The organism is Streptomyces mirabilis, assembly GCF_018310535.1.
Taxonomy (GTDB): Bacteria; Actinomycetota; Actinomycetes; order Streptomycetales; family Streptomycetaceae; genus Streptomyces.
Map to the genome: position 1 here is coordinate 2,878,497 of NZ_CP074102.1, position 23,353 is coordinate 2,901,849.

Below are 23,353 nucleotides of genomic sequence, written 5' to 3' on the forward strand. Positions count from 1 at the left end.
AAACGGGGGGCACCCATGCCGGAACACGACTCCACTCCCAGCGACCCCACCTCTCTCGCGGATGTGCCGCGGATGCCCGATCCGCGGGTACGGGAGTTCGCCGCGCACAGCATCGGCGGCGGCCTCGCGCTGCTGTTCGGGCTGGTCGGGCTGCTGCTCGGCGCCGGCATGATCGCGGCCGCCACGACGGTCGACGCCGGCGGGGCCAAGGCCGCGCTGATCGTTCCCGGCATCCTGATCGGCCTCGCCGCGTTCATCGCGATGTGCGGACTGAACACGGTGGCGCCCGGTGAGGCGCGGGTCGTCCAGCTCTTCGGGCGGTACCGGGGGACGATCCGCCAGGACGGGCTGCGCTGGGTGAACCCCTTCACCTCCCGCACGAAGATCTCGACCCGGGTACGCAACCACGAGACCGCCGTCCTCAAGGTCAACGACGCCTACGGCAATCCGATAGAGCTCGCCGCGGTCGTGGTCTGGAGGGTCGAGGACACCGCGCAGGCCACCTTCGAGGTCGACGACTTCCTGGAGTTCGTCGCCACGCAGACCGAGGCGGCCGTACGGCACATCGCGATCGAGTACCCCTACGACGCCCACGACGCGGACGGTCTCTCGCTGCGCGGCAACGCCGAGGAGATCACCGAGAAGCTCGCCGTCGAACTGCACGCGCGTGTGGAGGCGGCCGGGGTCTCGATCATCGAGTCGCGCTTCACGCATCTCGCGTACGCTCCCGAGATCGCCTCCGCGATGCTTCAGCGCCAGCAGGCCGGGGCGGTGGTCGCGGCACGGCGGGAGATCGTGGACGGGGCGGTCGGGATGGTCGAGGCCGCGCTCGCCCGGATCACCGAGCGGGACATTGTGGAGCTGGACCCCGAGCGGAAGGCGGCGATGGTGTCGAACCTGTTGGTGGTGTTGTGCGGTGACCGGGCTCCCCAGCCCGTCCTGAACACGGGGTCCCTCTACCAGTGACGGATCCCTCCGGGGGGTCGGTCCCCGAGCGTCGGCCACAGCCGCAGCGGCAGCCGCAGCAGCGCAAGCAGGTTCTGCTGCGGCTGGACCCGCTTGTCCATGAAGCACTGGCGCGGTGGGCGGCGGATGAGCTGCGCTCTGCGAACGCGCAGGTCGAGTATCTGTTGCGGCGGGCGCTTGCGGAGGCGGGGCGGTTGCCGGGTGGAGCGGGACCGATTCCTCGGCGGGGGCGACCCGCCGCTTCCGCGACGGGGGAACCGGAGGAATAGGCTCCGCCGCCCCCTGGGGGCCGGGGGTGGCTCTTCGGCTGCGGGCCGGTGGGGGCTGGGCGCGCGGTTCCCCGCGCCCCTAAAAGCTTCCCCCCGGGGATGGGGCGGCGGGGGCGGGGGAATCGTGGTGACGGAACCGTGACAATCGGGGGTGACCTGCGCGGACGCGGGGTTCACCATGATCTATTCGCAGCGTGTATACGTGCGGTGTATACGCCGTGTGTAGAGTGCTCGGCATGTCCATCGGTCACACCCTCCTAGGACTCCTGGAGTCCGGGCCCCGTCACGGTTACGACCTGAAGCGGGCCTTCGACGAGAAGTTCGGTCACGACCGGCCGCTGCACTACGGCCAGGTCTACTCGACGATGTCGCGGCTGCTCAAGCACGGACTCGTCGAGGTCGACGGGATCGAGGCGGGCGGCGGCCCGGAGCGGAAGCGGTACGCGATCACCGAGGCCGGGATCACCGACGTACAGCAGTGGCTCGCGACGCCGGAGAAGCCCGAGCCGTATCTGCAGTCGACCCTCTACACGAAGGTCGTCCTCGCGCTGCTCACGCACCGGGACGCGTCCGAGATCCTCGACACACAGCGCTCCGAGCACCTGCGGATGATGCGCATCCTGACGGACCGCAAGCGCAAGGGCGACCTCGCCGACCAGCTGATCTGCGACCACGCCCTCTTCCACCTGGAGGCCGACCTGCGGTGGCTGGAGCTCACCGCAGCGCGCCTCGAAAAACTCGCCGAGGCGGTAACCCGATGACCCCCGCAGGCTCCCTGCTCACGGCCCACGACCTGCGCAAGGCGTACGGCCCCACCAGCGCCCTCGACGGCGCCGAGTTCTCCATCCACCCGGGCGAGGTCGTCGCCGTGATGGGCCCCTCCGGCTCCGGCAAGTCGACCCTCCTGCACTGCCTGGCCGGCATCGTGACACCGGACTCCGGGTCCATCGTCTACAACGGCCAGGAGATGGCGACCATGAACGACGCCCAGCGCAGCGCGCTGCGGCGCAGCGAGTTCGGGTTCGTGTTCCAGTTCGGGCAGCTCGTTCCCGAACTGACCTGCGTCGAGAACGTCGCCCTCCCGCTGCGGCTCAACGGCACCGGGCGCAAGGAGGCCGAGCGAACCGCCCTGTCCTGGATGGAACGGCTGGAGGTCGACGACCTCAAGGGCAAGCGGCCGGGCGAGATATCCGGCGGCCAGGGACAGCGGGTCGCCGTGGCCCGGGCACTGGTCACCAGCCCGCGCGTACTCTTCGCGGACGAGCCCACCGGAGCACTCGACTCCTTCAACGGCGAACGCGTGATGGATCTGCTCACCGAGGCGGCCCGCTCGACCAACGCCGCCGTCGTCCTCGTCACGCACGAGGCACGGGTGGCCGCCTACTCGGACCGCGAGATCGTCGTACGCGACGGAAAGTCCCGCGACATGGAGCGGATCGTATGAGCGCCGCTCCCAGCGTTCGGCAGTGGTCCAGAGACCTGGCCATGGGCGCCAAGTTCGCCTTCACCGGCGGACGCGAGGGCTGGATGCGTGCGGTCCTCACGGCCGTCGGGGTCGGGCTCGGCGTCGCGCTGCTGCTGCTCACCACGGCGCTGCCGAGTGCGCTCCAGGCCCGCAGCGACCGCGAGAAGGCCCGTACGGACATCACGTTCACCGATGTGGGCATACCCAAGGCGTCCGATCGGACCCTTCTCGTCGCGGCCGTCGACGACACCTACCGCGACAAGGACATCCGCGGACGCGAGGTGCAACCCGAGGGGGCCCGGGCGCCGCTGCCGCCGGGGGTGAAGAAGATCCCGGCGCCGGGCGAGATGGTGGTCTCCCCCGCGCTGGCGGACCTGCTGAAGTCCGGCAGCGGGAAACTGCTACGCGAGCGGCTGCCCTACCGCACCATCGGCACCATCGGGGAGCCCGGTCTCGTCGGCGCGAACGAACTCAGCTTCTACGCGGGCGCCGACAACCTCGCCCCGAGGATCGACGGCTCCAGAGTGACCCGTATCGACCACTTCGGGGAGCCCCTCGGACCGCCCGACAAACTGGACCCGGTACTCCTCCTGTTGATCATCGTCGTCTTCGTGGTGCTGCTGCTGCCGGTCGGTGTCTTCATCGCCGCGGCCGTGCGCTTCGGCGGCGAGCGGCGCGACCGGCGGCTCGCGGCACTGCGCCTGGTCGGCTCCGACAGCCGGATGACCCGGCGGATCGCCGCGGGCGAGGCCCTCTCGGGCGCCGTCCTCGGGCTCGCCTTCGGCACGGTCTTCTTCCTGCTGGCCCGTCAACTGGCGGGATCCGTCGAGATCTTCGGCAAGAGCGTGTTCCCGAGCTATCTGAACCCCACGCCCGCACTGGCCGCCCTGGTCGCGGTCGCGGTGCCCGCGGCCGCGGTCCTCGTCACCCTGCTCGCACTGCGCGGGGTCGTCATCGAGCCGCTCGGAGTGGTCCGTGCGGCCAAGCCCGCGCGGCGCCGACTGTGGTGGCGACTGCTGCTGCCGATCGGCGGACTCGCGATGCTCTACCCGATGATCGGCAAGGGCAACACCAGCGGAAACTTCAACCAGTACCTGGTGATCGGCGGTGTCCTGCTGCTCCTGATCGGCGTCACGGCGCTGCTGCCCTGGATCGTCGAAACGGTCGTCGCCCGGCTCGGATCCGGCTCGGTGTCCTGGCAACTCGCCATCCGCAGACTCCAGTTGAGCAGCGGAACGGCGGCCCGCATGGTCAACGGCATCGCGGTCGCGGTGGCCGGCGCCATCGCCCTGCAAATGCTGTTCGCCGGGGTCGAGGGCGACTACACCAAGGACACGTCGAACGACCTCCAGCGGGCGCAGATGCAGATCCGCCTCCCGTACGACGTCCCGCTCGACCAGGCCCGCGAGCAGTTCGCGCGGACCAAGGGCGTACGACAGGTCACCGCGATCGGCTCCGGTTCGCTGGGCGACCGGAAGCGGGACCCCAACACGTCCACGACCGCGACCGTCGGCAACTGCGCGTCGCTGCGCGAGGTGGCCACGCTGCCGACGTGCCGCGACGGCGACGTCTTCCTCGTCAAGGGCCACGACAGCGACCTGGACGCGGCGAAGCTCGGCAAGCCCGGCCGAACCCTCTACATCGACCCCTCCTACTCCGACAGCTTCAGGGGCAGGCAGGCCGCCTGGACCGTGCCGCAGGACATCAAGGCAGCCCAAATCCGCACGGACGCGACGAACGGTCTGACCGGCGGCATCCTGTTCACCCCGAGCGCACTGCCGGCCGGGGCCGCACAGGCGATCGAGGGCAGCGCCTACCTGCAGATCGACCAGTCGGCACCGGACGTCTACGACCTCGTTCGCAACACCACGGCGAAGCTCAGCCCGCTGGCCCACGCCTGGACCTGGGCGTCGACCGAGCAGGACAACCGCTACACCTCCATCCGCACCGGCCTGTCCGTCGGCGCGGCCTGCGTCCTGTTCCTGATCGGCGCGAGCCTGCTGGTCTCACAGCTGGAACAGCTGCGCGAGCGAAAGAAACTGCTCTCCGTCCTGGTCGCCTTCGGCACTCGACGCCGCACGCTGAGCCTGTCGGTGCTCTGGCAGACCGCGATCCCGATCGCGCTGGGTCTGTTGCTCGCTTCCGTGGTCGGTGTGACCCTGGGCGTGGTCCTGCAGAAGATGACGAGCGTCTCGGTGCGCGTGGACTGGCCGAGCCTGCTGTCGATGACCGGCATCGGCGCGGGAGTCGTCCTGCTGGTGACCGCACTCAGCCTGCCGCCACTGCTGCGGCTGATGCGGCCGGACGGACTGCGCACCGAGTGACGGGGCCCGTGGACCGGGACGCTCAGGCGTCCCGGTCCCACACCCGTACCGGCAGCGGTCGCAGCGCTTCTCGGAGCGCGGCGGCCAGTTCTTCGTACTCGCCGCCGCGCGCGGCCCCGGCCCGCATCGCCAGCGCGATCCGGCGGGTCGGCGCCGGGTCCGCGAAGTAGCCGGTCAGGAGCTGGTTGCTGCGGGTCGTCTCGACCTTGACGGCGGTGCGCGGCAGCAGGGTGCAGCCGAGGCCGCCGGCGACGAGCTGGACCAGGGTGGACAGGCCCGCGGCCGTGGTGGTGACCGGGGCGTCCTCCCGGCCCGCCTCCCGGCAGATGTCGAGGGCCTGGTCGCGCAGGCAGTGTCCCTCGTCGAGCAGAAGCAGGTTGAGCTCGCGCAGGGCTTCGCGGGGGATTCCCTCCCGGCCGCCGAGCGAGTGGTCGAGCGGGGTGACGAGCACGAAGTCCTCGTCGAACAGCGGGAGTTCGGTCACGCCGGGCATACCGAGGGGGACGGCGAGCAGCAGCAGGTCGAGACGGCCGGAGGTCAGCCCGTCGAGGAGGTTGGCGGTCTGCTCCTCGTGGACCTGGAGGTCGAGGTCCGGGTAGCGGTCGTGGACCAGGTTGAGGACGGTGGGCAGGAGGTAGGGCGCGACGGTGGGGATGACGCCGAGGCGCAGCGCCCCGGTGAACGGCGCCCGTACCGCCTCCGCTTCCTCCATGAGCGCGCCGACCTCGTCCAGTACCGCCTTCGCGCGTACGGCGAGACGTTCGCCGGCGGGTGAGAGCAGCACCTTGCGGGTCGTACGCTCCAGGAGGGTCACGCCGAGCGTCTCCTCCAGGACGGAGACCGCGCCGGACAGCGCGGGCTGGCTCATGCCGATCGCGGCGGCGGCGTCACGGAAGTGCAGGTGTTCGGCCACGGCGGCGAAGGCGCGCAGCTGGGCGAGGCTCGGCTGACGGCGCCCGTTCCCCTTGGGGCTCATGACTCCCTTGCCACTCATGGCTCCCTTGCCGCTCATGGGGCCCTTGGAGCTTGCGTTGCCCATCGGGCTGGCCATGGCCGCACCTCTCACTCATAGTCACTGATAATTGCAGTCGATCAACACGACCGAGTGTAGCTATTTCCGTAATCAATGCAGCATGTGCCAACATCAGCATCGTCCAACCCCCGGGAAACGCCCCCAAAAAGGGCTTTTCCTCGCTGCAAGGAGAGCGTGTGCTCACTGTCGGTGACAAGTTCCCCGAGTTCGATCTGACCGCCTGTGTCTCGCTGGAGAAGGGCGAGGAGTTCCAGCAGATCAACCACAAGACCTACGAGGGTCAGTGGAAGGTGATCTTCGCATGGCCCAAGGACTTCACCTTCGTGTGCCCGACCGAGATCGCGGCCTTCGGCAAGCTGAACGACGAGTTCGCCGACCGTGACGCCCAGGTGCTCGGCTTCTCCGGCGACTCCGAGTTCGTGCACCACGCCTGGCGCAAGGACCACGACGACCTGCGTGACCTGCCCTTCCCGATGATGGCCGACTCGAAGCACGAGCTCATGCGGGACCTCGGCATCGAGGGCGAGGACGGCTTCGCCAAGCGCGCGGTGTTCATCGTCGACCAGAACAACGAGATCCAGTTCTCCATGGTGACCGCCGGTTCCGTCGGCCGTAACCCCAAGGAGGTCCTCCGGGTCCTCGACGCGCTCCAGACGGACGAGCTCTGCCCGTGCAACTGGACCAAGGGCGAGAACACCCTCGACCCGGTGGCACTCCTGGCGGGTGAGTAACCCTCCATGGCCCTCGACGTACTGAAGTCCGCCCTGCCGGACTACGCGAAGGACCTGCGTCTCAACCTCGGCTCGGTCATCGGCAACTCGGACCTTCCGCAGCAGCGGCTGTGGGGGACGGTGCTGGCGTGTGCGATCGCGGCGCGGTCGCCGCGGGTGCTGCGGGAGCTGGAGCCGGAGGCGAAGGCTCAGCTGTCGCCGCAGGCGTACACCGCCGCCAAGTCGGCTGCCGCGATCATGGCGATGAACAACGTCTTCTACCGCACGCGGCACCTGCTGTCGGACCCTGAGTACGGGACCCTGCGGGCCGGTCTGCGGATGAACGTCATCGGCAACCCCGGTGTCGAGAAGGTCGACTTCGAGCTGTGGTCGCTGGCGGTGTCCGCGGTGAACGGCTGCGGTCAGTGTCTTGACTCCCATGAGCAGGTGCTCCGCAAGGCGGGCGTCGACCGGGAGACGATCCAGGAGGCGTTCAAGATCGCTTCTGTGATCCAGGCGGTCGCCACGACGCTGGACGCCGAAGCCGTCCTCGCGGAGTAACCTCCGCCGCTTTGCTCGGGCCCCGTTCACCCTGGTCGGGTGGGCGGGGCCTTGGTTTCTCGCCCCCGCCGCCCCTACCCGTCCCGTCCCTACCTGGGGGCTCCGCCCCCAGACCCCCGGGTGGGTTCGTTGGCTGCGGGTGAGTGGGGGCGCTTGGCGCGCAGCCCCGCGCCCCTGGGGCACGGGGCTGCGCCCCGGCGCCCCGGGTTTTTAGGGGCGCGGGGAACTGCGCGACCAGCCCCCACCGGGCCCGCAGCCAAACGAATCCGGGTAGGCGGGGGATCCGGGGCGAAGCCCCGCCTCAGGGGCGCGGGGAACTGCGCGACCAGCCCCCACCCGCCCGGAGGGAATCGTTACGGGGACGGGGGGCGTACCGGGGCCACATCGATCGCTGTGGCGCCCCGCGGCTCCGGCGCATGGCGGAGTCCCGGCTCGCGGGAGTACGAACGCAGGTAGCCCACCACCGTGTTGGTGACCGCCACCAGTGGCACCGCCACCACGGCCCCGCCGATCCCGGCGACCAGCCCACCCGCCGCGACGGACAGCACCACCGCCAGCGGATGCACCCGCACGGCCCGCCCCAGAATGAACGGCTGGAGGATGTGGCCCTCGATCTGCTGGACCGCGAGAACGACGAGCAGCGTCATCAGCGCGGTGAACACACCCTGCGTCACCACCGCGACCACCACCGCCAGCGCCCCCGACATCACCGCGCCCACCAGCGGAATGAACGCGAAGAGGAAGATGAAGACGGCGAGGGGCACGGCCATGGGGACGTTCAGGAAGTAGATGCCGAGGCCGATGAAGATCGCGTCGATCAGAGCCACTATCACCGTGCCGCGCACATAGGCCGTCAGGGTCCGCCACGCGCGGGGCCCCGCCCCGGCCACCCCCGGCCGCGCCGCCGCGGGCACCAGCTTCAGTGTCCACTCCCAGATGCGCTTGCCGTCGTAGAGGAGGAAGAGCGTCGAGAACATCGTCAGGAGGATGCCGGTCAGCGCTTCCACTATGACCGTCACGCCCTCCAGCCCCGCCGACGTGATCTGGTCCGTGTTCGCGCCGATCGCCTCCCGCAGGTTCTTGGCGATCTCGTTGATCTGCTTGTCCGTCACATGGAACGGGCTGTTGAGGAGCCACTTGCGCAACTCGTCGATGCCGTCCTGGATCTGGTTCGAGAGGTTGTCGATGTTCTCCTGGACCTGCCAGACCACGAACCAGCCGACCAGCCCCATGATGACGAAGCCGAGGATCGCGGTGAGCGCGGTGGCGAGGCCCCTGGGGAATCCCACTCTCTTCAGGCGCGCCACGGTGGGCTGAAGCAGCGCGGTGATGAGCAGCGCGGCGACGAAGGCCAGTACGACCAGTTGTACGGCGCTGATCACCCGCATCAACACCCAGAGGGTGCCCGCGAGAACGAGCAGCCGCCAGCCGGCCTCGGCCGCGACCCGTACCCCCCATGGCACGGCCAGGACGGGATCGGGCCGAGTGTGCGTCTGCGGCCCATGGGTGTAGTGGGGGGCGGGGACGAACATGACGGAGGGCTCGGATTCGGATCCAGGTTCACGTTCGGGAGTGGCGTCGGCAGGGGGTGCGGAAGGCTTCGCGTCCGCCCGTACCGTCGTCGAGCCGCGCGGCGACCGGTCGTCGGTCTCGTCGCTCAGGTCGAGCGAGCCCCCCGACTCCTTCTCCACCTCGGCGCGGCGCTCGTCCAACCGCGCACCCAGCTCCGTCAGCTTGGCGCCGAGCCGGCCGAGCAACCCTGGCACTCTCGACATGATCCGTCCTTTTCCCCCGCTTCTCCCCACCACTCCCCCCTGGAGTCGTCGGTTCCGACCGTACATGGCCGAAGCCCCTCACCCTAGGACGGGGAGGGGCTTCGAAAGGTTGAGCGGCCGGAGGTGACGACGGCTCAGTAGTTGCCGTGAGCCTGCCAGTACGACCAGGCGTCGCAGGGGCTGCCGTAGCGTTCGTTCATGTAGTTGAGGCCCCACTTGATCTGCGTGGCCGGGTTGGTCTGCCAGTCGGCACCGACCGACGCCATCTTGCTGCCGGGCAGCGACTGCACGAGACCGTAGGCGCCGGAAGAGGGGTTCTGGGCCCGGTAGTTCCAGGTGGACTCGTGGTCCACGATGTTGCTGAAGCACTGGAACTGACCGCTGGGGATGATCTGGCGCGCGATGGCCTGGACCTCGGCAACGGTGTACGAGGACTGCGGGGCCAGGCTGACAGCGGCCCGCGTCTCGGAGCGGCTGGCCGCTTCCGCGGCTTCCTTGCGCGCCTTGGCGTCCGCCGCGGCCTTCTGCTTCGCGACCGCGTCCTTGGCAGCCTGCTTGCGGGCAGCCTCCTCCGCGTCCTTCTTGGCGCTCGCGTCCGCGGCGATGGCCTGTGCATCGGCCTGCTGCGTCAGGGACGCGGTCTGCACCTGGGCCTGCTGGCCCGCAGGTATGTCCGCGAGGAGAGTCGAGTCACTCGCCGTCGCCTCGGCGTCGTTCGACGGCTGGCCAGTGTTGCCCGAGGCAACACCACTCACGGCGCCGACAGCGGTGACCGCGGTGGCCGAGGCCACTGCGAGTCCCCGGACCGAAATCCGGCTCACACGGTTTCCTTCCAGCATCGCCCGCTTAGGTGACCCTCGCGGACGCAATCGTGCCCCTGAACGCTGGCCTCCCAACTGCGGGGTCACGGGAGGCACGGGCCCGGTGGGCAACTCCCGTGACGGAAGTGCCGCGTGATGCGCGGGCGGCATACGACGACTCTATGGAGTTCTGGTGTTCCTGAGGTGCGGTACCGCTGGGGGTACACGTGTGTCGTATGCGGGGCCTGACAGGAATGAGACTCTGCCGTAACCCGACGCCGCGAGGCAATTCCCAGTTGCGTGTGAAAGCTCACACGCCGTTTGCCCCAGGAGTTTTGCGGAAACAAGCGCGCACGAAGACGCCGCCCGGCTAGGCTCTTCGCCTTTTGCCGGGCGGCGTCAACTACCGTGCATCCACCACGTTTTGACCAACCGGGGCAAGCAGTACCAGATGGGTCCAGGTGGAGCCAGATGGAGCCAGATGGAGCCAGATGGAGCCAGGTGGGTCAGATCTGTCCGTCCTCCAGCATTTCGGTCACAAGCGCCGCGATCTGGGACCTCTCGGAGCGGTTCAGCGTCACGTGCGCGAAGAGCGGATGACCCTTCAGCTTCTCCACGACGGCGACCACGCCGTCGTACCGGCCGACACGCAGATTGTCCCGCTGTGCCACGTCATGGGTGAGAACCACCCGTGAGTTGGCGCCGATACGGGACAGAACGGTCAGCAGCACGTTCCGTTCCAGTGACTGGGCCTCGTCCACGATCACGAAGGCGTCGTGCAGGGAGCGGCCGCGGATGTGGGTGAGCGGCAGGACCTCCAGCATGCCGCGCGCGGTGACCTCCTCGATGACTTCGCGCGAGGTGACCGCCGACAGCGTGTCGAAGACCGCCTGCGCCCAGGGGCCCATCTTCTCGGCCTCGGAGCCGGGCAGATAGCCGAGCTCCTGCCCGCCCACCGCGTACAGCGGCCGGAAGACCATCACCTTCTGGTGCTGACGCCGCTCCAGCACGGCCTCCAGGCCCGCGCAGAGCGCGAGCGCCGACTTGCCGGTGCCGGCCCGGCCGCCCATCGACAGGATCCCGATGTCGGGGTCGAGCAGCAGATCGAGGGCGATGCGCTGCTCGGCGCTGCGGCCCTTGATGCCGAAGGCCTCCCGATCGCCGCGCACCAGCCGGACGTTGCCCTCGGAGGTGACACGGCCGAGGGCCTTGCCGCGCTCCGACTGGATCGTCAGACCGGTGTGGACCGGCAGGTCGGCCGCTTCGGGGACGTACGCGTGTCCGTCCTCGAAGAGGATGTCCACCTGCTCACCGGACAGGGTCAGTTCGGACATTCCGGTCCAGCCGGAGGAGCCCGTGATGGCCAGTTCCGCGCGGTACTCCTCGGCGAGGAGGCCGACGGACGAGGCCTTGATCCTGAGCGGCAGGTCCTTCGAGACGACGGTGACGTCGTACCCCTCGGCCTGCAGGTTGCGGGCGACCGCGAGGATGCGGGAGTCGTTGTCCCCCAGGCGGTACCCGCTGGGCAGGACGCTGGGGTCCGAGTGGTTGAGCTCGACGCGTACGGTCCCACCGAGTTCCCCGATCGGGATGGGGGCGTCGAGGCGGCCGAACCGCACCCGGAACTCGTCGAGCAGGCGCAGTGCCTGCCGGGCGAAGTAGCCGAGCTCGGGATGGTGCCTCTTGGCCTCCAGTTCCGTCACCACGACGATCGGAAGCACGACCTCGTGCTCGTCGAAGCGGCTCAGGGCGTTCGGGTCGGCCAGCAGGACGCTGGTGTCGAGAACATAGGTGCGCCGGTCTGGCATACGACGCTTTGTGCTGGTCACCACGGAAGGACGTACCCCCTCGGATGAGGTCGGGGAGCGACGGAGAGGAGCTGGACCGGTCCTGGCCGCATTGCGCGGGCCGGAGACCGGCCCTCCGTCTCGTCCGTACGGACCGCACGGTCGGGCTGGTGCAAAGGGCCTCCCGGGCGGACGGCCCCGTGCCGTCCGCTGAGATACGACACCCGTGGTTCGGGCGTCGACCTGCATGGCTTATGCCCTCGAACATGCGCGGCCATGCAAGAGCATGTGACCACGCGTTCGTTAACTCCGGATGACGCGCACCCCTCGCACCCCCCTGGGTCAGCCTCCGTAGCGGCGGTGTCGCGCCGCGTAGTCACGCAGGGCGCGCAGGAAGTCGACCTTGCGGAACGCCGGCCAGAAAACTTCGCAGAAGTAGTACTCCGAGTGGGCGGTCTGCCAGAGCATGAATCCGGACAGCCGCTGCTCGCCGCTGGTGCGGATCACCAGGTCCGGATCGGGCTGGGCACTCGTATAGAGGTGCTTGCCGATGAGGTCGATGTCCACGGACTCGGCGACGTCCTCGATCGAGGAGCCCTTGTCGGCGGCGTCCAGGAGCATGGAGCGCACGGCGTCGGCGATCTCCTGGCGGCCGCCGTAGCCGATGGCGACGTTGACCACTATCCCGTCGACGTGCGCGGTGGCCTCCTCGGCCTCCTTCAGCGCGGTCTGCATCTGGGAGGGCAGGATGTCCGGCGTGCCCACGTGGTGCACGCGCCAGCGGCCGTCGGCGGCGAGGGTGCGTACGACGCCCTCGATGATGCCGAGCAGGGGGACGAGCTCGTCCTCGGGGCGGTCGAAGTTGTCCGTCGACAGCAGCCAGAGAGTGACGACCTCGACATCGGTCTCCGAGCACCAGCCGAGGAACTCCTCGATCTTGTCGGCACCGGCGCGGTGCCCCTGGGCGGCCGTGCTGCCCGCCGCCTTCGCCCAGCGCCGGTTGCCGTCCATGATGACGCCGATGTGCTTGGGCACCTGGTCGTGGTCGAGGTGGCCCTCCACCCTGCGTGTGTAGAACCTGAGCAGCAGCCGGCGCAGGTTGTCCCGCAGGTTCACGTGTTGTCAGCCCCTCCGTGCGGATCGGACGGGCGCGGCAGAGCGGCCTCGCTCAGCGCAACCCCTGTCCATATGGCGGTCCCCGGGGGCGAAGCCTACCCCCGCGAAACCAACGGCCCCGCAAGAGGTGTCTGTGGTCCGACAAGTGGGCCGGGGTGGGGGCGCTGTGTCACCAGGACCGGTTCCCGAGGGCAGGGGGGCGCACGGGGGCGCAGGCGCGGGAGGCGGTGGGGTGGGGTGTGGGGCACAAAAAACGGGCCGGTCCGTGGGGGGGAGACGGACCGGCCCGAGGGGGGGTTTCCACCATAACCCTTCGTAAGTGATGCTGCGTGCATCGGCGTGCCACAACTACTCTCCGAAATCGGGCGACGACGCCACGGTGGTCGCGGAACCTCTCATTCAAGGCTTGACCATGGCCGAATCACAGCGGATTCAAAGGGAATGGAGAGGTAAACGGAGAGATCCGGAGGGTTTGCGACCAACTGGGTCTTCCCTGCCGACTCGCCCCCACATACTCCGGGAGAGTGACGCGCGCCCGCGTCGCCCGCTTGACGGCGCCGCTAACTTCGCACCCATGGCCATGCTCACCACGCCGGGGATCCCCGCACCGGTGCCGCTGGAGATCGCCGTGTCGGCCCGCGCCCGGCGCCGTGGACTGCTCGGGCGCGACGGGATCGACGGGGCCCTGCTGCTCTCGCCCGCCAGTGCGGTGCACACCCTGGGGATGCGGTTCGCGATCGACGTCGCCTATTTGGACCGGAAGTTCCGCGTCTTGGCGGTGCGGACGATGAAGCCGGGGCGCATGGGGCGCCCCCGCCCACGCTCCCGCCACATTCTGGAGGCGGAGGCCGGGGCGATGGAGCGATGGGGCGTACGGCGCGGGGCACAGGTCACGGTGCACGACCGGTGACGTGACTTCAGGCAGGGAGCGCAGCACCGCGCAGCCCCCTCCACTGCGCGGTGCCACACGCGCAGCTTTGCTCACGCGAATTACCTTGGTCTGAACTTACGTGAGGCGAACACCCCAGACGACCCACCCCCGATAACGATGTGGAAACCCTGTGAAGAAGTCCGTCATACGGACGGACATCTCACCCACGGCTGGTCGCATCAGGGTGTTTTCGGTCAATCGGTTCCCGGATGCTCCAGCGGCCAGGATCTGACCTCATTCCCGCCTACCTTCGCCGCATGACCCTGAAGATCACATGGAACGAGGCGAGCGCGCGGCGAATGGAACGCCAGTTCCTGGCCGTTCCGGCGCGCGGCGGGACTCCGGTCGCCGACACCGTCGGCGCGATGCTCGGCGCGCACGCACAAGTCCTGTCGGCGGCCGAGGTGTCGGTGGGCGTACGCGCCGAGGGAGTCACTCGGGCGGACGTACGCGCCGCGCTCTGGGAGGACGGGTCGCTGGTGAAGACGTACGGTCCGCGCGGCACCGTACATCTGCTCCCCACCGCGGAACTCCCCCTCTGGACGGCCGCGCTGACGGCGATCCCGTCCGGCCGGAGCCCCTCCGCGCCCGCCGTCCGGCTCACCGAGGAGCAGGCGGACGAGGTCGTGGCGGCGATCGGGGACGCCCTGGACGGCACTCGGCTGACCATCGACGAGTTGAGCGACGAGGTGGTGGCGCGCACCGGGTCCTGGGCCGGGGACCTGGTGATGCCCGCGTTCCAGGGCATGTGGCCGCGCTGGCGGCAGGTCATGCACCGGGCGGGTCAGCGCGGCGCGCTGTGCTTCGCCCCGAACCGGGGCCGCAAGGCGACGTACACCCGGCCCCCGCACTTCGAGCCGCTCGCCGCCGACGAGGGGCTCGCCCTGCTCGTAGGGCGCTATCTGCGCGCGTACGGACCGGCGACGCCGGGGCGGTTCGCCAAGTGGGCCGCGGCTCCGCGTGGTTGGGCCACCGAGCTCTTCGCCTCGCTGGCGGGTACGGGGGTCATCGAGGAGGTCGACTTCGAGGGGCCGGCGTGGGTCGCGGCGGGCGACACGGAGTTCCCGGGGGCGCCGATGAGCGGGGTGCGGCTGCTTCCGTACTTCGACGCGTACGCCATCGCCGCGGGGCCCCGCGAGGTGCTGTTCCCCGGGCCTGCGTACGCACGTGCCCTCGCGGGCGGCCAGGCCGGGAACTTCCCCGTGCTGCTGGTCGACGGCGTGGTGGCCGGGGTCTGGCACCAGCGGCGCCGGGGACGGCGTACGACGATCACCGTGGAGCCGCTGGAAGGGCTGACGGCGGCGCGGGAACGGGAGTTGGCGCAGCAGGTGGAACGAGTGGGTGAAATCCTGGAGGCGGGGGCGGAGTTGGTGGTGGGGAGGGTGACGGCGGGCCCGCACGCATGAGCCCGACCATGAGCCCTCCCGGGGATCCCCATGGACCCCTAGGAACGACGCGGCTTGCGCGCCTCGATCAGGAAGCGGGCGCTGTGGGCGACGAACGGGCCCTTCGCCTCGATCCGCTCGTGCAGCGCACGCAGCTCGGTCCGGTAGCGGTCGACGGTGAAGCCGGGGACCATCCAGATCACCTTGCGCAGGAAGTGGACGACGGCACCGATGTCGTAGAACTCGACGCGCAGCCGCTCCGCGCGCAGGTCGACGACGTCGAGCCCGGCGGCCTCGGCGGCGGCGCGGGCGTGGTCCGGGTGCCGGCCGTTCCTGACGTCCTCCGGCAGCGGGCCGAGGAAGTACTCGACGAGTTCGAAGACGCTCGCCGGGCCGACCTGCTGGGAGAAGTACGTGCCGCCGGGGCGCAGGACGCGCGCGATCTCGGCCCAGTGCGTCGTGACCGGGTGCCGGCTGGTGACCAGGTCGAAGGCGCCGTCCGCGAAGGGCAGCGGGGCGTCCTCGGGAGAGGCGACGACCACGGCGCCACGGGGGTGGAGCAGGGCGGTGGCCTTCGCGACGTTCGGGGGCCAGCCCTCGGTGGCGGCGGTGAGCGGGGGCAGTGTCGGCGCGGAGGCCAGCACCTCACCGCCACCGGTCTGGATGTCCAGCGCGGCGGACGCCTGCGCCAGCAGCTCCCCCATCGCCCGCGCGTACCCCCACGAGGGCCGCTCCTCGGTGGCGCGCCCCTCGAACCAGGAGAAGTCCCACCCCTCGACGGACGCGGCCACGGCCTCGTCGACGAGAGCTTCGAAGGTACGAATGGTGGTCATGGGGGGATCTTCTCAACGGGGCGGTGGGGAGGCGAGGCGTTTTCCACCGGGCAACGGGGTTCCGGGGCCAGGTGTCCAGGGCGCTCGTCGCCGGTGCTTTCACTCCTCGGGGAGTACGAGCAGGGTGTGGTCGTCGTTGCCGTGGCGGATGGGCCCGTGGTGCTGGAAGCCGTGCCGTTCCAGGAGGCGTAGGGACGCGGTGTTGCCCGTGAAGGGATCGGCGTACAGGGGGCGGTTCCTCTCCAGCTCGAGGAAGCGGGCCAGAGCCTTGGTGCCGATCCCCCGGCCCCAGTACGGGCGGCCGAACCAGTAGCCGATGAAGCGCCGCTCGCCCTCCCACCAGGAGACGACGTTCCCGGCCGGCACACCGTCCACGGTGACCGTCTGCACGAGGACGGTGTCGTCACCGAGGACCCTGGTCCTCCAGTGGGACATGAACGCCTCCCGCGTCCGGGGCTCGAACCTCGACCGCCGGGCCGCCTCGGGATCCTGCTCGTAGACCAGGAACAGGTCGAGGTCGGTTTCGACCGCGTCCCTCAGTCGTACGTCGTCATCGCTCATACCGACGAGTCTGGCAGCGGGCACCGACAACGACCGGCCTACCCGATGAGCGGCCGGACCTCTCGGGCCGCGAACCGTATGAAGGCCTCGGGGTCCGGTTCGTCGGCGGTGGGCTGCAGGACCACGGTGTCGGCGCCGGCCTCCGCGAGGCGCTGTACGGCCTTGGCCACCGCGTCCGCGTCCCCGGCGACGCCGTGCTCCGGCAGCGGATCCTCACCGTTCGCCTCGATCTCGGCGCGCAGCCGCGCCGCCGCGTCCGGTCCGGTGGCCGTGTGGAGGTAGACGACCACCCGGTGGTGGTCGGTCCGGCCCGCCGACTCCCGCCCCTCGTCGATGAGTCGGCGCGCCCGCCGTACCCCTTCCGGCGCGGTGGCGGCGGTGAGGACGGTGCCGTCGGCGGCGGCCCCCGAGAGCCGGAGCGAACGCGGCCCGGTGGCGCCCGCGAGCACCTCCGGTGCCGCCGCCGGGGGCCAGTCGAGGGCGACGCCGTCCAGCTTCACGTACCGGCCGTCCGTGCTGACCCGCTCGCCCCGCAGCAGCGCGCGCAGCGCGTCGAGGTGCTCGCGCAGCAGCGTCACGGGCGACTCCGCACGCGCCCCGACCTGCCCCATCCAGTCCTGTACGCCGTGGCCGACGCCCAGGATCGCGCGCCCTGGGAACATCCGGTGCAGCGTGGCGGCCTCCATCGCGGTGACGGCGACGTTCCGCAGCGGGACGGGCAGCAGGCCCACGCCGACCCGGACCCGTTCGGTCCAGGCGAGAGCGGCCGCCGCGGCCGAGATGCCCCCTTCGAGGAAGCAGTCCTCCCACAGCCACAGCTCCTCCAGGCCCGCGTCGTCCGCCGCGCGCGCGACGTCCCGCAGCCGCTCGGGGGGCAGTTGGGGCCGGAACACAACGCCGAGAACAGTCATGGAGCCTTCCTACCGATGTCCCGGCTCGCGGACAACACGTTTACGTGTCGGCGGTTCCGGGGTCGGTAGCAGTGGTGGTGGCGGGGGCGATGGCGGTGCTGTCGCGTTCGTAGCGCAGGAGTACGACCCCGTTGCCGAAGGCCCGTGACTCGACGAACCGCAGATTGGTCGGGGTGTGCGACTCCGGGAACAGGGGTTTGCCGCGGCCGATCAGCACCGGATGGACGTACACCCGGAACTCGTCGACCAAGTCGTGCCGCAGGAACGCGGCCGCGAGGTCGGCGCCGCCGAGGCCGAGGTCCCCGCCGGGCTGTTCCTTGAGCGCCCTGACCTCGTCCGGTACGACGTCCCGGACGATCGTGGTGTTCCAGTCGGCCCGCTCCAGCGTCCGCGAGTACACGTACTTGGGGATGTCCCGCCAGATCCCCGCGAACTCGACCATCTCGGCCGTACTGTCCGGGCTGTCCGGATCCTGGTCGGCCGTCGGCCAGAACCCGGCCATCAGCTCGTGCGTCACCCGGCCGTCCAGCAGGCCGCCGAGCTTCTTGATCTCCTCGTTGAAGTGGCGGTGCAGCTCCGCGTCGACGCGGTGCCAGTCGATCTCGCGGTTCGGTCCCTCGATGAATCCGTCCAGGGACACCGACATCATCAGGACGATTCTCCTCATGACACCAGGTTCTCAGCTCTGGGCTCCCGAGGAACCACTGTTCGCCGCGCCACGTGGGAACGTCACCTCCACCCGGCGGTTCTTCCGGCGGCCCTCCTCCGAGGTGTTGTCCGCGATCGGGTAGTCCTCGCTGTAGCCGCGCACCTCGAAGGTGACGTCCGTCGAGCCGAGCGCCGCCGCCAGCTCGTCGTGGACGATCTCCGCGCGCTTCTTGGAGAGGACCAGGCCGTGGGCGTACGAGCCGAGGTTGTCGGTGAACCCGAACACCCTGACCGTCGTCGCCTTCTGGTTCTTGATCTCGTCCGCGATCGCCTGGATACGGGAACGGGCGTCGGGGTTCAGCTTCGAACTGTCCTTGGGGAACAACACCTCGGCCTGCAACGCGAACGTCACGTCCGAGTTCGTGTCCTCCCGCCGCTCCTCACCACCGAGGTCCTCGACGACCGACTTGATGTCCAACACCTTGGCAGGCGCGAGCGTGGCACCGTCGGCGAGCTTCAGGCCGGGGCTGGTGGGGTCGACGGTGGGGGGTGGGGAGGTGGTGACGCTGCCCGGCGGGGCGCTGGGGTCGGTGCCGTCGGCGTGCGCGGGGCCGCCGGCGAGGCTCAGCGCGGCCAGTACGGCGAGGGCCGTGAGCGTGGTCGCGGCGCTGCGGGGTGCGAGGGCCATGGTCACTCGCCGCCGGAGATCTGGATGGAGGCGGGGGGCATGGAGCCGACCTGGAAGTCGACGTTGGTGGTGTCGGCGGGGGGTGCGGGGAATTGGGCGAACCAGTCTGCCGACTGGCCCGCTTCCACGCCACCGCCGTCGAACTTCGTGCAGAGGCAGCGCCCCTGAGTGTCCCGCAGGACGAGGTACTTCTTCTTGCCCTTGCTGTCGATCAGGGAGGCTCCGGCGAGCGAGGCGCCGTTCCCGCTCAACTCCCGCTCGTCCCCACGCCAGTTCGATGCGATCCAGAACTGGCCGCCACCGTTGGTCACCTTGCCGCTCACGGTGACATAGCCGCCTTGGTCACGGGCGGCCGAGGTGACGGTGAGTGTGATGTCGCCGCCCTTGACCTCCGCCAGCGCCGCCACCTGACTCGGTGTCGAAGACGCCTGCGGTTTGCTTCCGCCGCCGCCATTGCTCGACTGGGAGGTCGAAGTCGCGCTCGGCTTGTCACCGCCGTCTCCCCCGCCGCAACCGGACACCGTGAGGAGCAACCCAGTCGTGATGGCCACTGCGGCCAGTGCCCGTCGGCCCTTCATGGTGTGCCGGAGATCCATGGGTACGGCTTCCTCTCACTCGGCCAGATGCACAGAGAACAGCACGGACGCGTCCGGAAGGTCGACCGGATGGAACTTTCCGGGGTCGATGTCGACGGTCTGTCCGTCGCAGTTCAGTTCCACGGGCTTCTTGGGATCCGCGGCCGGATCGAAGTCGCAGCGCGGCTGGATGACAGCGACGGCATGGGCCGTCGCGTGCTTGTCCGTGCCGGGAATGATCGACTTGCCAACCGTGTACCGGGTCTCGATATCCACCCGGTAGCCCGGAAATCCGTTCACTGCGGTCGGGGTGAAACCCTGCACTGTCGAGTCGTTCTCACCGGCCAACCGACCGGCCGCAGCCGCGGCTCCGGTGCCTTTGAACAGGTCTCCCTTGAGCCAGTCCAGCCAGTGGCCGTCCGTGCCCACGGCCCCCGCCAGGCCCGTCATCAGCTCGTCGCGGGAGTCCCGTGCGGCCGCCAACGCCGCAGCGTCCGCCGCGGATTGAGCTCCATTCCGGGCGGACGCTGCTTGGGCGAACACGAAGAAGGCGAGCGCGGCGAAGAGCAGAATCCCCGTCAGCCAGATGTAGATGGGGAGGCTCTGTCCTCGGTCGCTGCAGGCCGGGTGGATCAGCCGCCGCCACCGCCGGTGACCTGGGTGACTGCCGTCCGGATCGCTCCCGAGATCATCCCGTCCAGGCCGATCTGATCGATCAGCGTAAAGATCCCCGCGATGATGATCATCAACCCGGCGTACTCCACGAAACCGGCGCCGGCATCCCGTCCACGGCCCCGCATCCGACCGGCGACGGTCTTCGCCCAGGTCTCCACCCGGACTCCCGCCCTCAGCGTCCAGTCCCTCGTCACCATGGCCCCTGTCCTCCCGCCCGACGCCACCACTACCGACCCGAGCACCGTACGTGAGACCCCGCCTACTCCGGGTGGGCCCAGGGACCCAACTTCCTGTCGGTGGAGTCATCGGCTCCACCCCTCACGTGCCGTGCCCAGCCAGTGGGCGATCGCTTCGCTGCGCGAGGAACTGTGCAGCTTTGCGAAGATGCGGTTGATGTGGTTCTTGACGGTCTTCTCGCTGATGAAGCAGGCGGCGGCGATCTGCCGATTGCTCATGCCGGACGCGATGAGATCCATGACCTCCACCTCCCGTGAACTAAGGCCGAAGTTGAGCCGGTTGGGCACGCGCCGGCGCAGCCTCGCCGCGTAGCCGGGGCGAGCCTTCGACGACTGTCCCACAAGTGGTTGCAGATGCGAAGGAAAATCGTTCGGTTCGTACGAAACACCGAGTGAATCCGGGACGGTCGCCTTCGCGTGCCGTACCGCGTGCCGTACCTCCCGTACGGCGGAGGTCAGTTCGGCGGCCGTGAACTCGCCGTGGACGAGATAGCCGACCGCGCCCCGGCGCAACGCCTCGGCCACGACCTCGGGTTCGCGGCTGTAGGTCAGCATCATCACGGGGGCGAGCAGGGAGAGGGCGGGAAGAGCCGTCAGCCCGTCCGTGCCGGGCATGCGGACGTCGAGGAGGACGACGTCCGGGCGCAGTCGGGTGGCGGCCGCGATGGCCGCCTCGCCGTCGGCCGCCTGCGCGACGACCTCGAGGTCCGGATGGCCGTCGAGCAGCGCGGCCAGGCCGGCCCGGACGACCGGGTTGTCGTCGGCCACGAGTACACGGAGGTTCGGGCCGGGAAGTGCCTGGTCAGGCATGTGCGGCCTCCTCTTGGGGGATGGGGGGAGGGTGGGGGACGGCGGAGGACCGCGGGAGGGTCAGATGGATCTCCGCGCCTCCTTGCGGGGAACGGTGCAGCTCGACACGGCCGCCCAGCGACGCGGCTCGCTCCGCCATGCCGAGCAGACCGAAATGGCCGGATCTGGTCAGGTCGTCGAGGGCGACGGGCGGGGGCGGACCGACTCCGTCGTCCCGTACGCGTACGGCGCACTCGGCTTCCGACACGTCGAGTTCCACCGTCACCCGCGTCGCGTCCGCGTGGCGGTGCGCGTTCTCCAGCGCCTCGGACACGATCGCCAGGACGTGGTGGGCGGTGGCGTACGGGAGGATCGGGGGCTCGCCCCGGTGGTGGAGGGAAGTGGGGAGGTGGGTGCGGGACTCGAAGGCCCGTACCCGGGAGTCGAGTTCGGACAGGACGTCCGTGTTCGCACGCGCGAGGTCCGTGTGGCGGCGCAGGTCGGAGAGGAGGTCGCGGGACTCCACGGCCGCCCGGCGGGCCGCGCCCGCGACGATCGTCGCCTGCCGCCCCAGCGTGTGCCGATCCGCGTCCCCGGCGGCGGCCGAGGCGGCGAGGGCCTCGGCCGCCAGGGCCAGGCCGTGCAGGGTCTTCGCGACCGAGTCGTGCATCTCGCGGGCCAGGCGGGCCCGTTCGGACTCCACCGCCTCGGCGACGGCCAGGCGGGAGTTCGCCTCCGACAGCGCCTGGCTCGCCGTCCCGAAGCGGAACATCAGGTTTCGCAGGGTGACACCGATGATGCCCGCGCCGACGCAGAAGCCCGCGACGAGCAGGGTGCTGGCGCCCGACCCCGGGTGGTGTTGCCAGGCCCTGTACACCGTCACCAGCACGATCAGCTGGAGGCCGGTGAAGATGCCCGATCCGCGCCAGCCGTACAGCAGGCCCGCCAGGAGTGGGGTGCAGACCGTCGCGTACGCGAGGGGGGACGCGGGGGACGCCGTCAGCAGCAGGACCGCGCCGAAGGTCAGGTCCACGGCCATGAGACCGGGGTGCGCGAGGAGGCGCGGGCCGAACCGGTCCCAGTCCCTGAGCATGGCGTACGAGCCCATGACGCCGAGGACGGCGGCCACCAGGACCGTGTAACGGGGTGGGCCGTTCACGGCATTGGTCATCGCGAAGGGAGCGCCGATCGCGATCGCGGCGAGGCGGACGCCGAAGGCCTGGCGGCACAGCGCCTGGAGGGCGTTGAGCTGGAGGCGGACGCTGCCGGGGGCCGGGGCGTCGTCGGCCAGGTAGCCGTCCTCGGTGCTCGCGAGGTGCCGCCGCGCCCACAGGCGGGACAGCCACGGCGGGGGCTGCGACAGCCACAGCGAGAGCGTCGAGAGCGGTGACGGCCTCGGCAGGGGAGTACGGCGGCTGGTCATCAGCGGCCCAGGATCGAACCGAAGTTCGTGCCCGACCCCAGGAACATGCCCGTGGCGATCAGGATCATCGTCGCCGGGAGCATGAAGACGAGGGTCACCATCGTCGCCTTGGGGATGGTCTTGGCGGCGCGGCGGCGGGCGTTCTGGGCGTCCGTGCGGCGCATGTCCGTGGCGAGCTGGATGAGGGTCTCGGCGATGGGGGAACCCAGCTCCTCGCCCTGCTGGAGCGCCGAGACGAACTGGGCGACCTGCTCGGAGGAGTTGCGCTTGCGCAGTTCGTCGAAGGCCTGGCGGCGGCTGACGCCCATGTCCATCTGGCGCAGCGTGATGCGCAGTTCGTCCGCCCAGGGGCCCTCGTACTTCTCCGCGACCCGGTCCAGCGCCTGGCGGAAGCCGAGGCCCGCCGAGACCACGACCGCGAGGACGTCGAGGAAGTCGGGGAGCGTGCGGTCGATGACCTCCTTGCGTTCGCGGACGGCCTGCCAGATCAGGGCGTCGGCGGCGACGAGCCCGAAGGTCAGGGTGAGCACGGCGAAGAGGAGCTGGCCGTTGGAGAGGAAGACGAGGCCGAGTACGACGCCGAAGATGCCGTACACCGCGCGGCGGGCGGCATAGCGGTTGAGGGTCAGGCCGCCGGGGTTGCCCGCCATGTCTATGCGGCGGCGTTTGGCCTCGACACGCCGGGGGCCCATGAGGCGCAGGACCGTGGGGGCGAAGCGCATGCCGAGGCGGTCGACGGCGGACTCGGCGGTGGAGACGCGGGTTCCGCCGACCTCCAGGGCGAGCGCGAGGTCGCTCGGGAGTTTGGCGTCGGCGCGGATCATGCGGATGCCCAGCAGGGCGCCCGCGACGGCCCCGGCCGTCAGGAGGGCGAGCAGCAGCGCGAGCAACG

25 protein-coding genes are annotated in these 23,353 nt (G+C 70.0%); 9 read left to right on the plus strand and 16 right to left on the minus strand.

The genetic code is table 11. The features are described 5' to 3' along the window. Window positions 1-15: 15 nt before the first annotated feature. From SMIR_RS12490 to SMIR_RS12505, 5 genes are all read left to right on the plus strand, one after another. Window positions 16-966: an SPFH domain-containing protein gene (locus tag SMIR_RS12490; protein WP_212727007.1), complete on the plus strand. Its 951-nt coding sequence runs from the start codon at window positions 16-18 to the stop codon at window positions 964-966. After that, the gene (locus tag SMIR_RS43450) at window positions 963-1,235 is read left to right on the plus strand and encodes a type II toxin-antitoxin system antitoxin (RefSeq protein ID WP_101400411.1); all 273 of its coding nucleotides are present in this window, start codon (window positions 963-965) and stop codon (window positions 1,233-1,235) included. Before SMIR_RS12490 ends, SMIR_RS43450 begins: the two co-directional genes overlap by 4 nt. Window positions 1,236-1,471: 236 nt before the next feature. Continuing rightward, window positions 1,472-1,996: a PadR family transcriptional regulator gene (locus tag SMIR_RS12495; RefSeq protein ID WP_168495155.1), complete on the plus strand. Its 525-nt coding sequence runs from the start codon at window positions 1,472-1,474 to the stop codon at window positions 1,994-1,996. Continuing rightward, entirely contained in the window at window positions 1,993-2,679 is a 687-nt protein-coding gene (locus SMIR_RS12500) for an ABC transporter ATP-binding protein (protein WP_168495154.1), read from the plus strand. Before SMIR_RS12495 ends, SMIR_RS12500 begins: the two co-directional genes overlap by 4 nt. Continuing rightward, window positions 2,676-5,024, plus strand: coding sequence for an ABC transporter permease (locus SMIR_RS12505; RefSeq protein ID WP_168495153.1), 2,349 nt, complete (start codon window positions 2,676-2,678; stop codon window positions 5,022-5,024). The genes SMIR_RS12500 and SMIR_RS12505 overlap by 4 nt, the downstream gene beginning before the upstream one ends. A gap of 22 nt (window positions 5,025-5,046) precedes the next feature. On the opposite strand, the gene SMIR_RS12510 is transcribed toward SMIR_RS12505, so the two are convergent. Next, window positions 5,047-6,000 carry a LysR substrate-binding domain-containing protein gene (locus SMIR_RS12510; protein ID WP_168501277.1) on the minus strand — a complete coding sequence of 318 codons (954 nt, stop codon included), beginning with the start codon at window positions 5,998-6,000 and terminating at the stop codon, window positions 5,047-5,049. A 233-nt stretch (window positions 6,001-6,233) separates the two neighbouring features. Between SMIR_RS12510 and SMIR_RS12515 the strand changes: the two genes are divergently transcribed. Next, the gene (locus tag SMIR_RS12515) at window positions 6,234-6,788 is read left to right on the plus strand and encodes a peroxiredoxin (RefSeq protein WP_054235005.1); all 555 of its coding nucleotides are present in this window, start codon (window positions 6,234-6,236) and stop codon (window positions 6,786-6,788) included. Between the two features lie 6 nt (window positions 6,789-6,794). Next, entirely contained in the window at window positions 6,795-7,328 is a 534-nt protein-coding gene (locus tag SMIR_RS12520) for an alkyl hydroperoxide reductase (protein ID WP_212727008.1), read from the plus strand. 353 nt (window positions 7,329-7,681) lie between these two features. On the opposite strand, the gene SMIR_RS12525 is transcribed toward SMIR_RS12520, so the two are convergent. The 4 genes from SMIR_RS12525 to SMIR_RS12540 all read right to left on the minus strand — a co-directional run bounded on the left by SMIR_RS12525 (window position 7,682) and on the right by SMIR_RS12540 (window position 12,806). Beyond that, on the minus strand, window positions 7,682-9,103 hold the full coding sequence (locus tag SMIR_RS12525) for an AI-2E family transporter (RefSeq protein ID WP_168495151.1): 1,422 nt from the start codon (window positions 9,101-9,103) through the stop codon (window positions 7,682-7,684). 134 nt (window positions 9,104-9,237) lie between these two features. Further along, entirely contained in the window at window positions 9,238-9,924 is a 687-nt protein-coding gene (locus tag SMIR_RS12530; protein WP_248003104.1) for an aggregation-promoting factor C-terminal-like domain-containing protein, read from the minus strand. 485 nt (window positions 9,925-10,409) lie between these two features. Beyond that, window positions 10,410-11,735 (minus strand): RNA 5'-3' helicase PhoH2, encoded by a 1,326-nt coding sequence (gene phoH2 / locus SMIR_RS12535; protein ID WP_168495149.1) that lies wholly within the window; start codon window positions 11,733-11,735, stop codon window positions 10,410-10,412. Window positions 11,736-12,032: 297 nt separating this feature from the next. Continuing rightward, window positions 12,033-12,806 (minus strand): isoprenyl transferase, encoded by a 774-nt coding sequence (locus SMIR_RS12540; protein WP_101400405.1) that lies wholly within the window; start codon window positions 12,804-12,806, stop codon window positions 12,033-12,035. 574 nt (window positions 12,807-13,380) lie between these two features. Between SMIR_RS12540 and SMIR_RS12545 the strand changes: the two genes are divergently transcribed. After that, window positions 13,381-13,716, plus strand: coding sequence for a DUF192 domain-containing protein (locus SMIR_RS12545; RefSeq protein ID WP_168495147.1), 336 nt, complete (start codon window positions 13,381-13,383; stop codon window positions 13,714-13,716). Window positions 13,717-13,994: 278 nt separating this feature from the next. Further along, entirely contained in the window at window positions 13,995-15,143 is a 1,149-nt protein-coding gene (locus tag SMIR_RS12550; protein WP_212727009.1) for a winged helix DNA-binding domain-containing protein, read from the plus strand. 38 nt (window positions 15,144-15,181) lie between these two features. Here SMIR_RS12550 and SMIR_RS12555 read toward each other — a convergent pair whose 3' ends face one another. The 11 genes from SMIR_RS12555 to SMIR_RS12605 all read right to left on the minus strand — a co-directional run bounded on the left by SMIR_RS12555 (window position 15,182) and on the right by SMIR_RS12605 (window position 23,351). Further along, window positions 15,182-15,955: a class I SAM-dependent methyltransferase gene (locus SMIR_RS12555; RefSeq protein ID WP_168495143.1), complete on the minus strand. Its 774-nt coding sequence runs from the start codon at window positions 15,953-15,955 to the stop codon at window positions 15,182-15,184. Window positions 15,956-16,054: 99 nt separating this feature from the next. Beyond that, complete coding sequence (locus SMIR_RS12560; RefSeq protein ID WP_168495141.1) at window positions 16,055-16,516, minus strand: GNAT family N-acetyltransferase; 462 nt, start codon at window positions 16,514-16,516, stop codon at window positions 16,055-16,057. Between the two features lie 38 nt (window positions 16,517-16,554). After that, window positions 16,555-17,427 (minus strand): LLM class flavin-dependent oxidoreductase, encoded by an 873-nt coding sequence (locus tag SMIR_RS12565; RefSeq protein ID WP_212727010.1) that lies wholly within the window; start codon window positions 17,425-17,427, stop codon window positions 16,555-16,557. A 40-nt stretch (window positions 17,428-17,467) separates the two neighbouring features. Next, on the minus strand, window positions 17,468-18,094 hold the full coding sequence (locus SMIR_RS12570) for a dihydrofolate reductase family protein (protein ID WP_212727011.1): 627 nt from the start codon (window positions 18,092-18,094) through the stop codon (window positions 17,468-17,470). Window positions 18,095-18,106: 12 nt separating this feature from the next. After that, window positions 18,107-18,763, minus strand: coding sequence for an OmpA family protein (locus SMIR_RS12575; RefSeq protein WP_168495135.1), 657 nt, complete (start codon window positions 18,761-18,763; stop codon window positions 18,107-18,109). 2 nt (window positions 18,764-18,765) lie between these two features. Further along, on the minus strand, window positions 18,766-19,359 hold the full coding sequence (locus SMIR_RS12580; protein WP_168495133.1) for a hypothetical protein: 594 nt from the start codon (window positions 19,357-19,359) through the stop codon (window positions 18,766-18,768). 15 nt (window positions 19,360-19,374) lie between these two features. Next, window positions 19,375-19,974, minus strand: coding sequence for a pilus assembly protein TadG-related protein (locus SMIR_RS12585; RefSeq protein WP_283959585.1), 600 nt, complete (start codon window positions 19,972-19,974; stop codon window positions 19,375-19,377). Next, entirely contained in the window at window positions 19,971-20,171 is a 201-nt protein-coding gene (locus SMIR_RS12590) for a hypothetical protein (RefSeq protein ID WP_422664538.1), read from the minus strand. The genes SMIR_RS12585 and SMIR_RS12590 overlap by 4 nt, the downstream gene beginning before the upstream one ends. Before the next feature lie 144 nt (window positions 20,172-20,315). Further along, the gene (locus SMIR_RS12595) at window positions 20,316-21,059 is read right to left on the minus strand and encodes a response regulator transcription factor (protein ID WP_212727012.1); all 744 of its coding nucleotides are present in this window, start codon (window positions 21,057-21,059) and stop codon (window positions 20,316-20,318) included. Next, window positions 21,052-22,461: a sensor histidine kinase gene (locus SMIR_RS12600; RefSeq protein ID WP_212727013.1), complete on the minus strand. Its 1,410-nt coding sequence runs from the start codon at window positions 22,459-22,461 to the stop codon at window positions 21,052-21,054. Before SMIR_RS12600 ends, SMIR_RS12595 begins: the two co-directional genes overlap by 8 nt. Continuing rightward, complete coding sequence (locus SMIR_RS12605) at window positions 22,461-23,351, minus strand: DUF5936 domain-containing protein (protein WP_168495125.1); 891 nt, start codon at window positions 23,349-23,351, stop codon at window positions 22,461-22,463. The genes SMIR_RS12600 and SMIR_RS12605 overlap by 1 nt, the downstream gene beginning before the upstream one ends. Window positions 23,352-23,353: the final 2 nt, after the last annotated feature.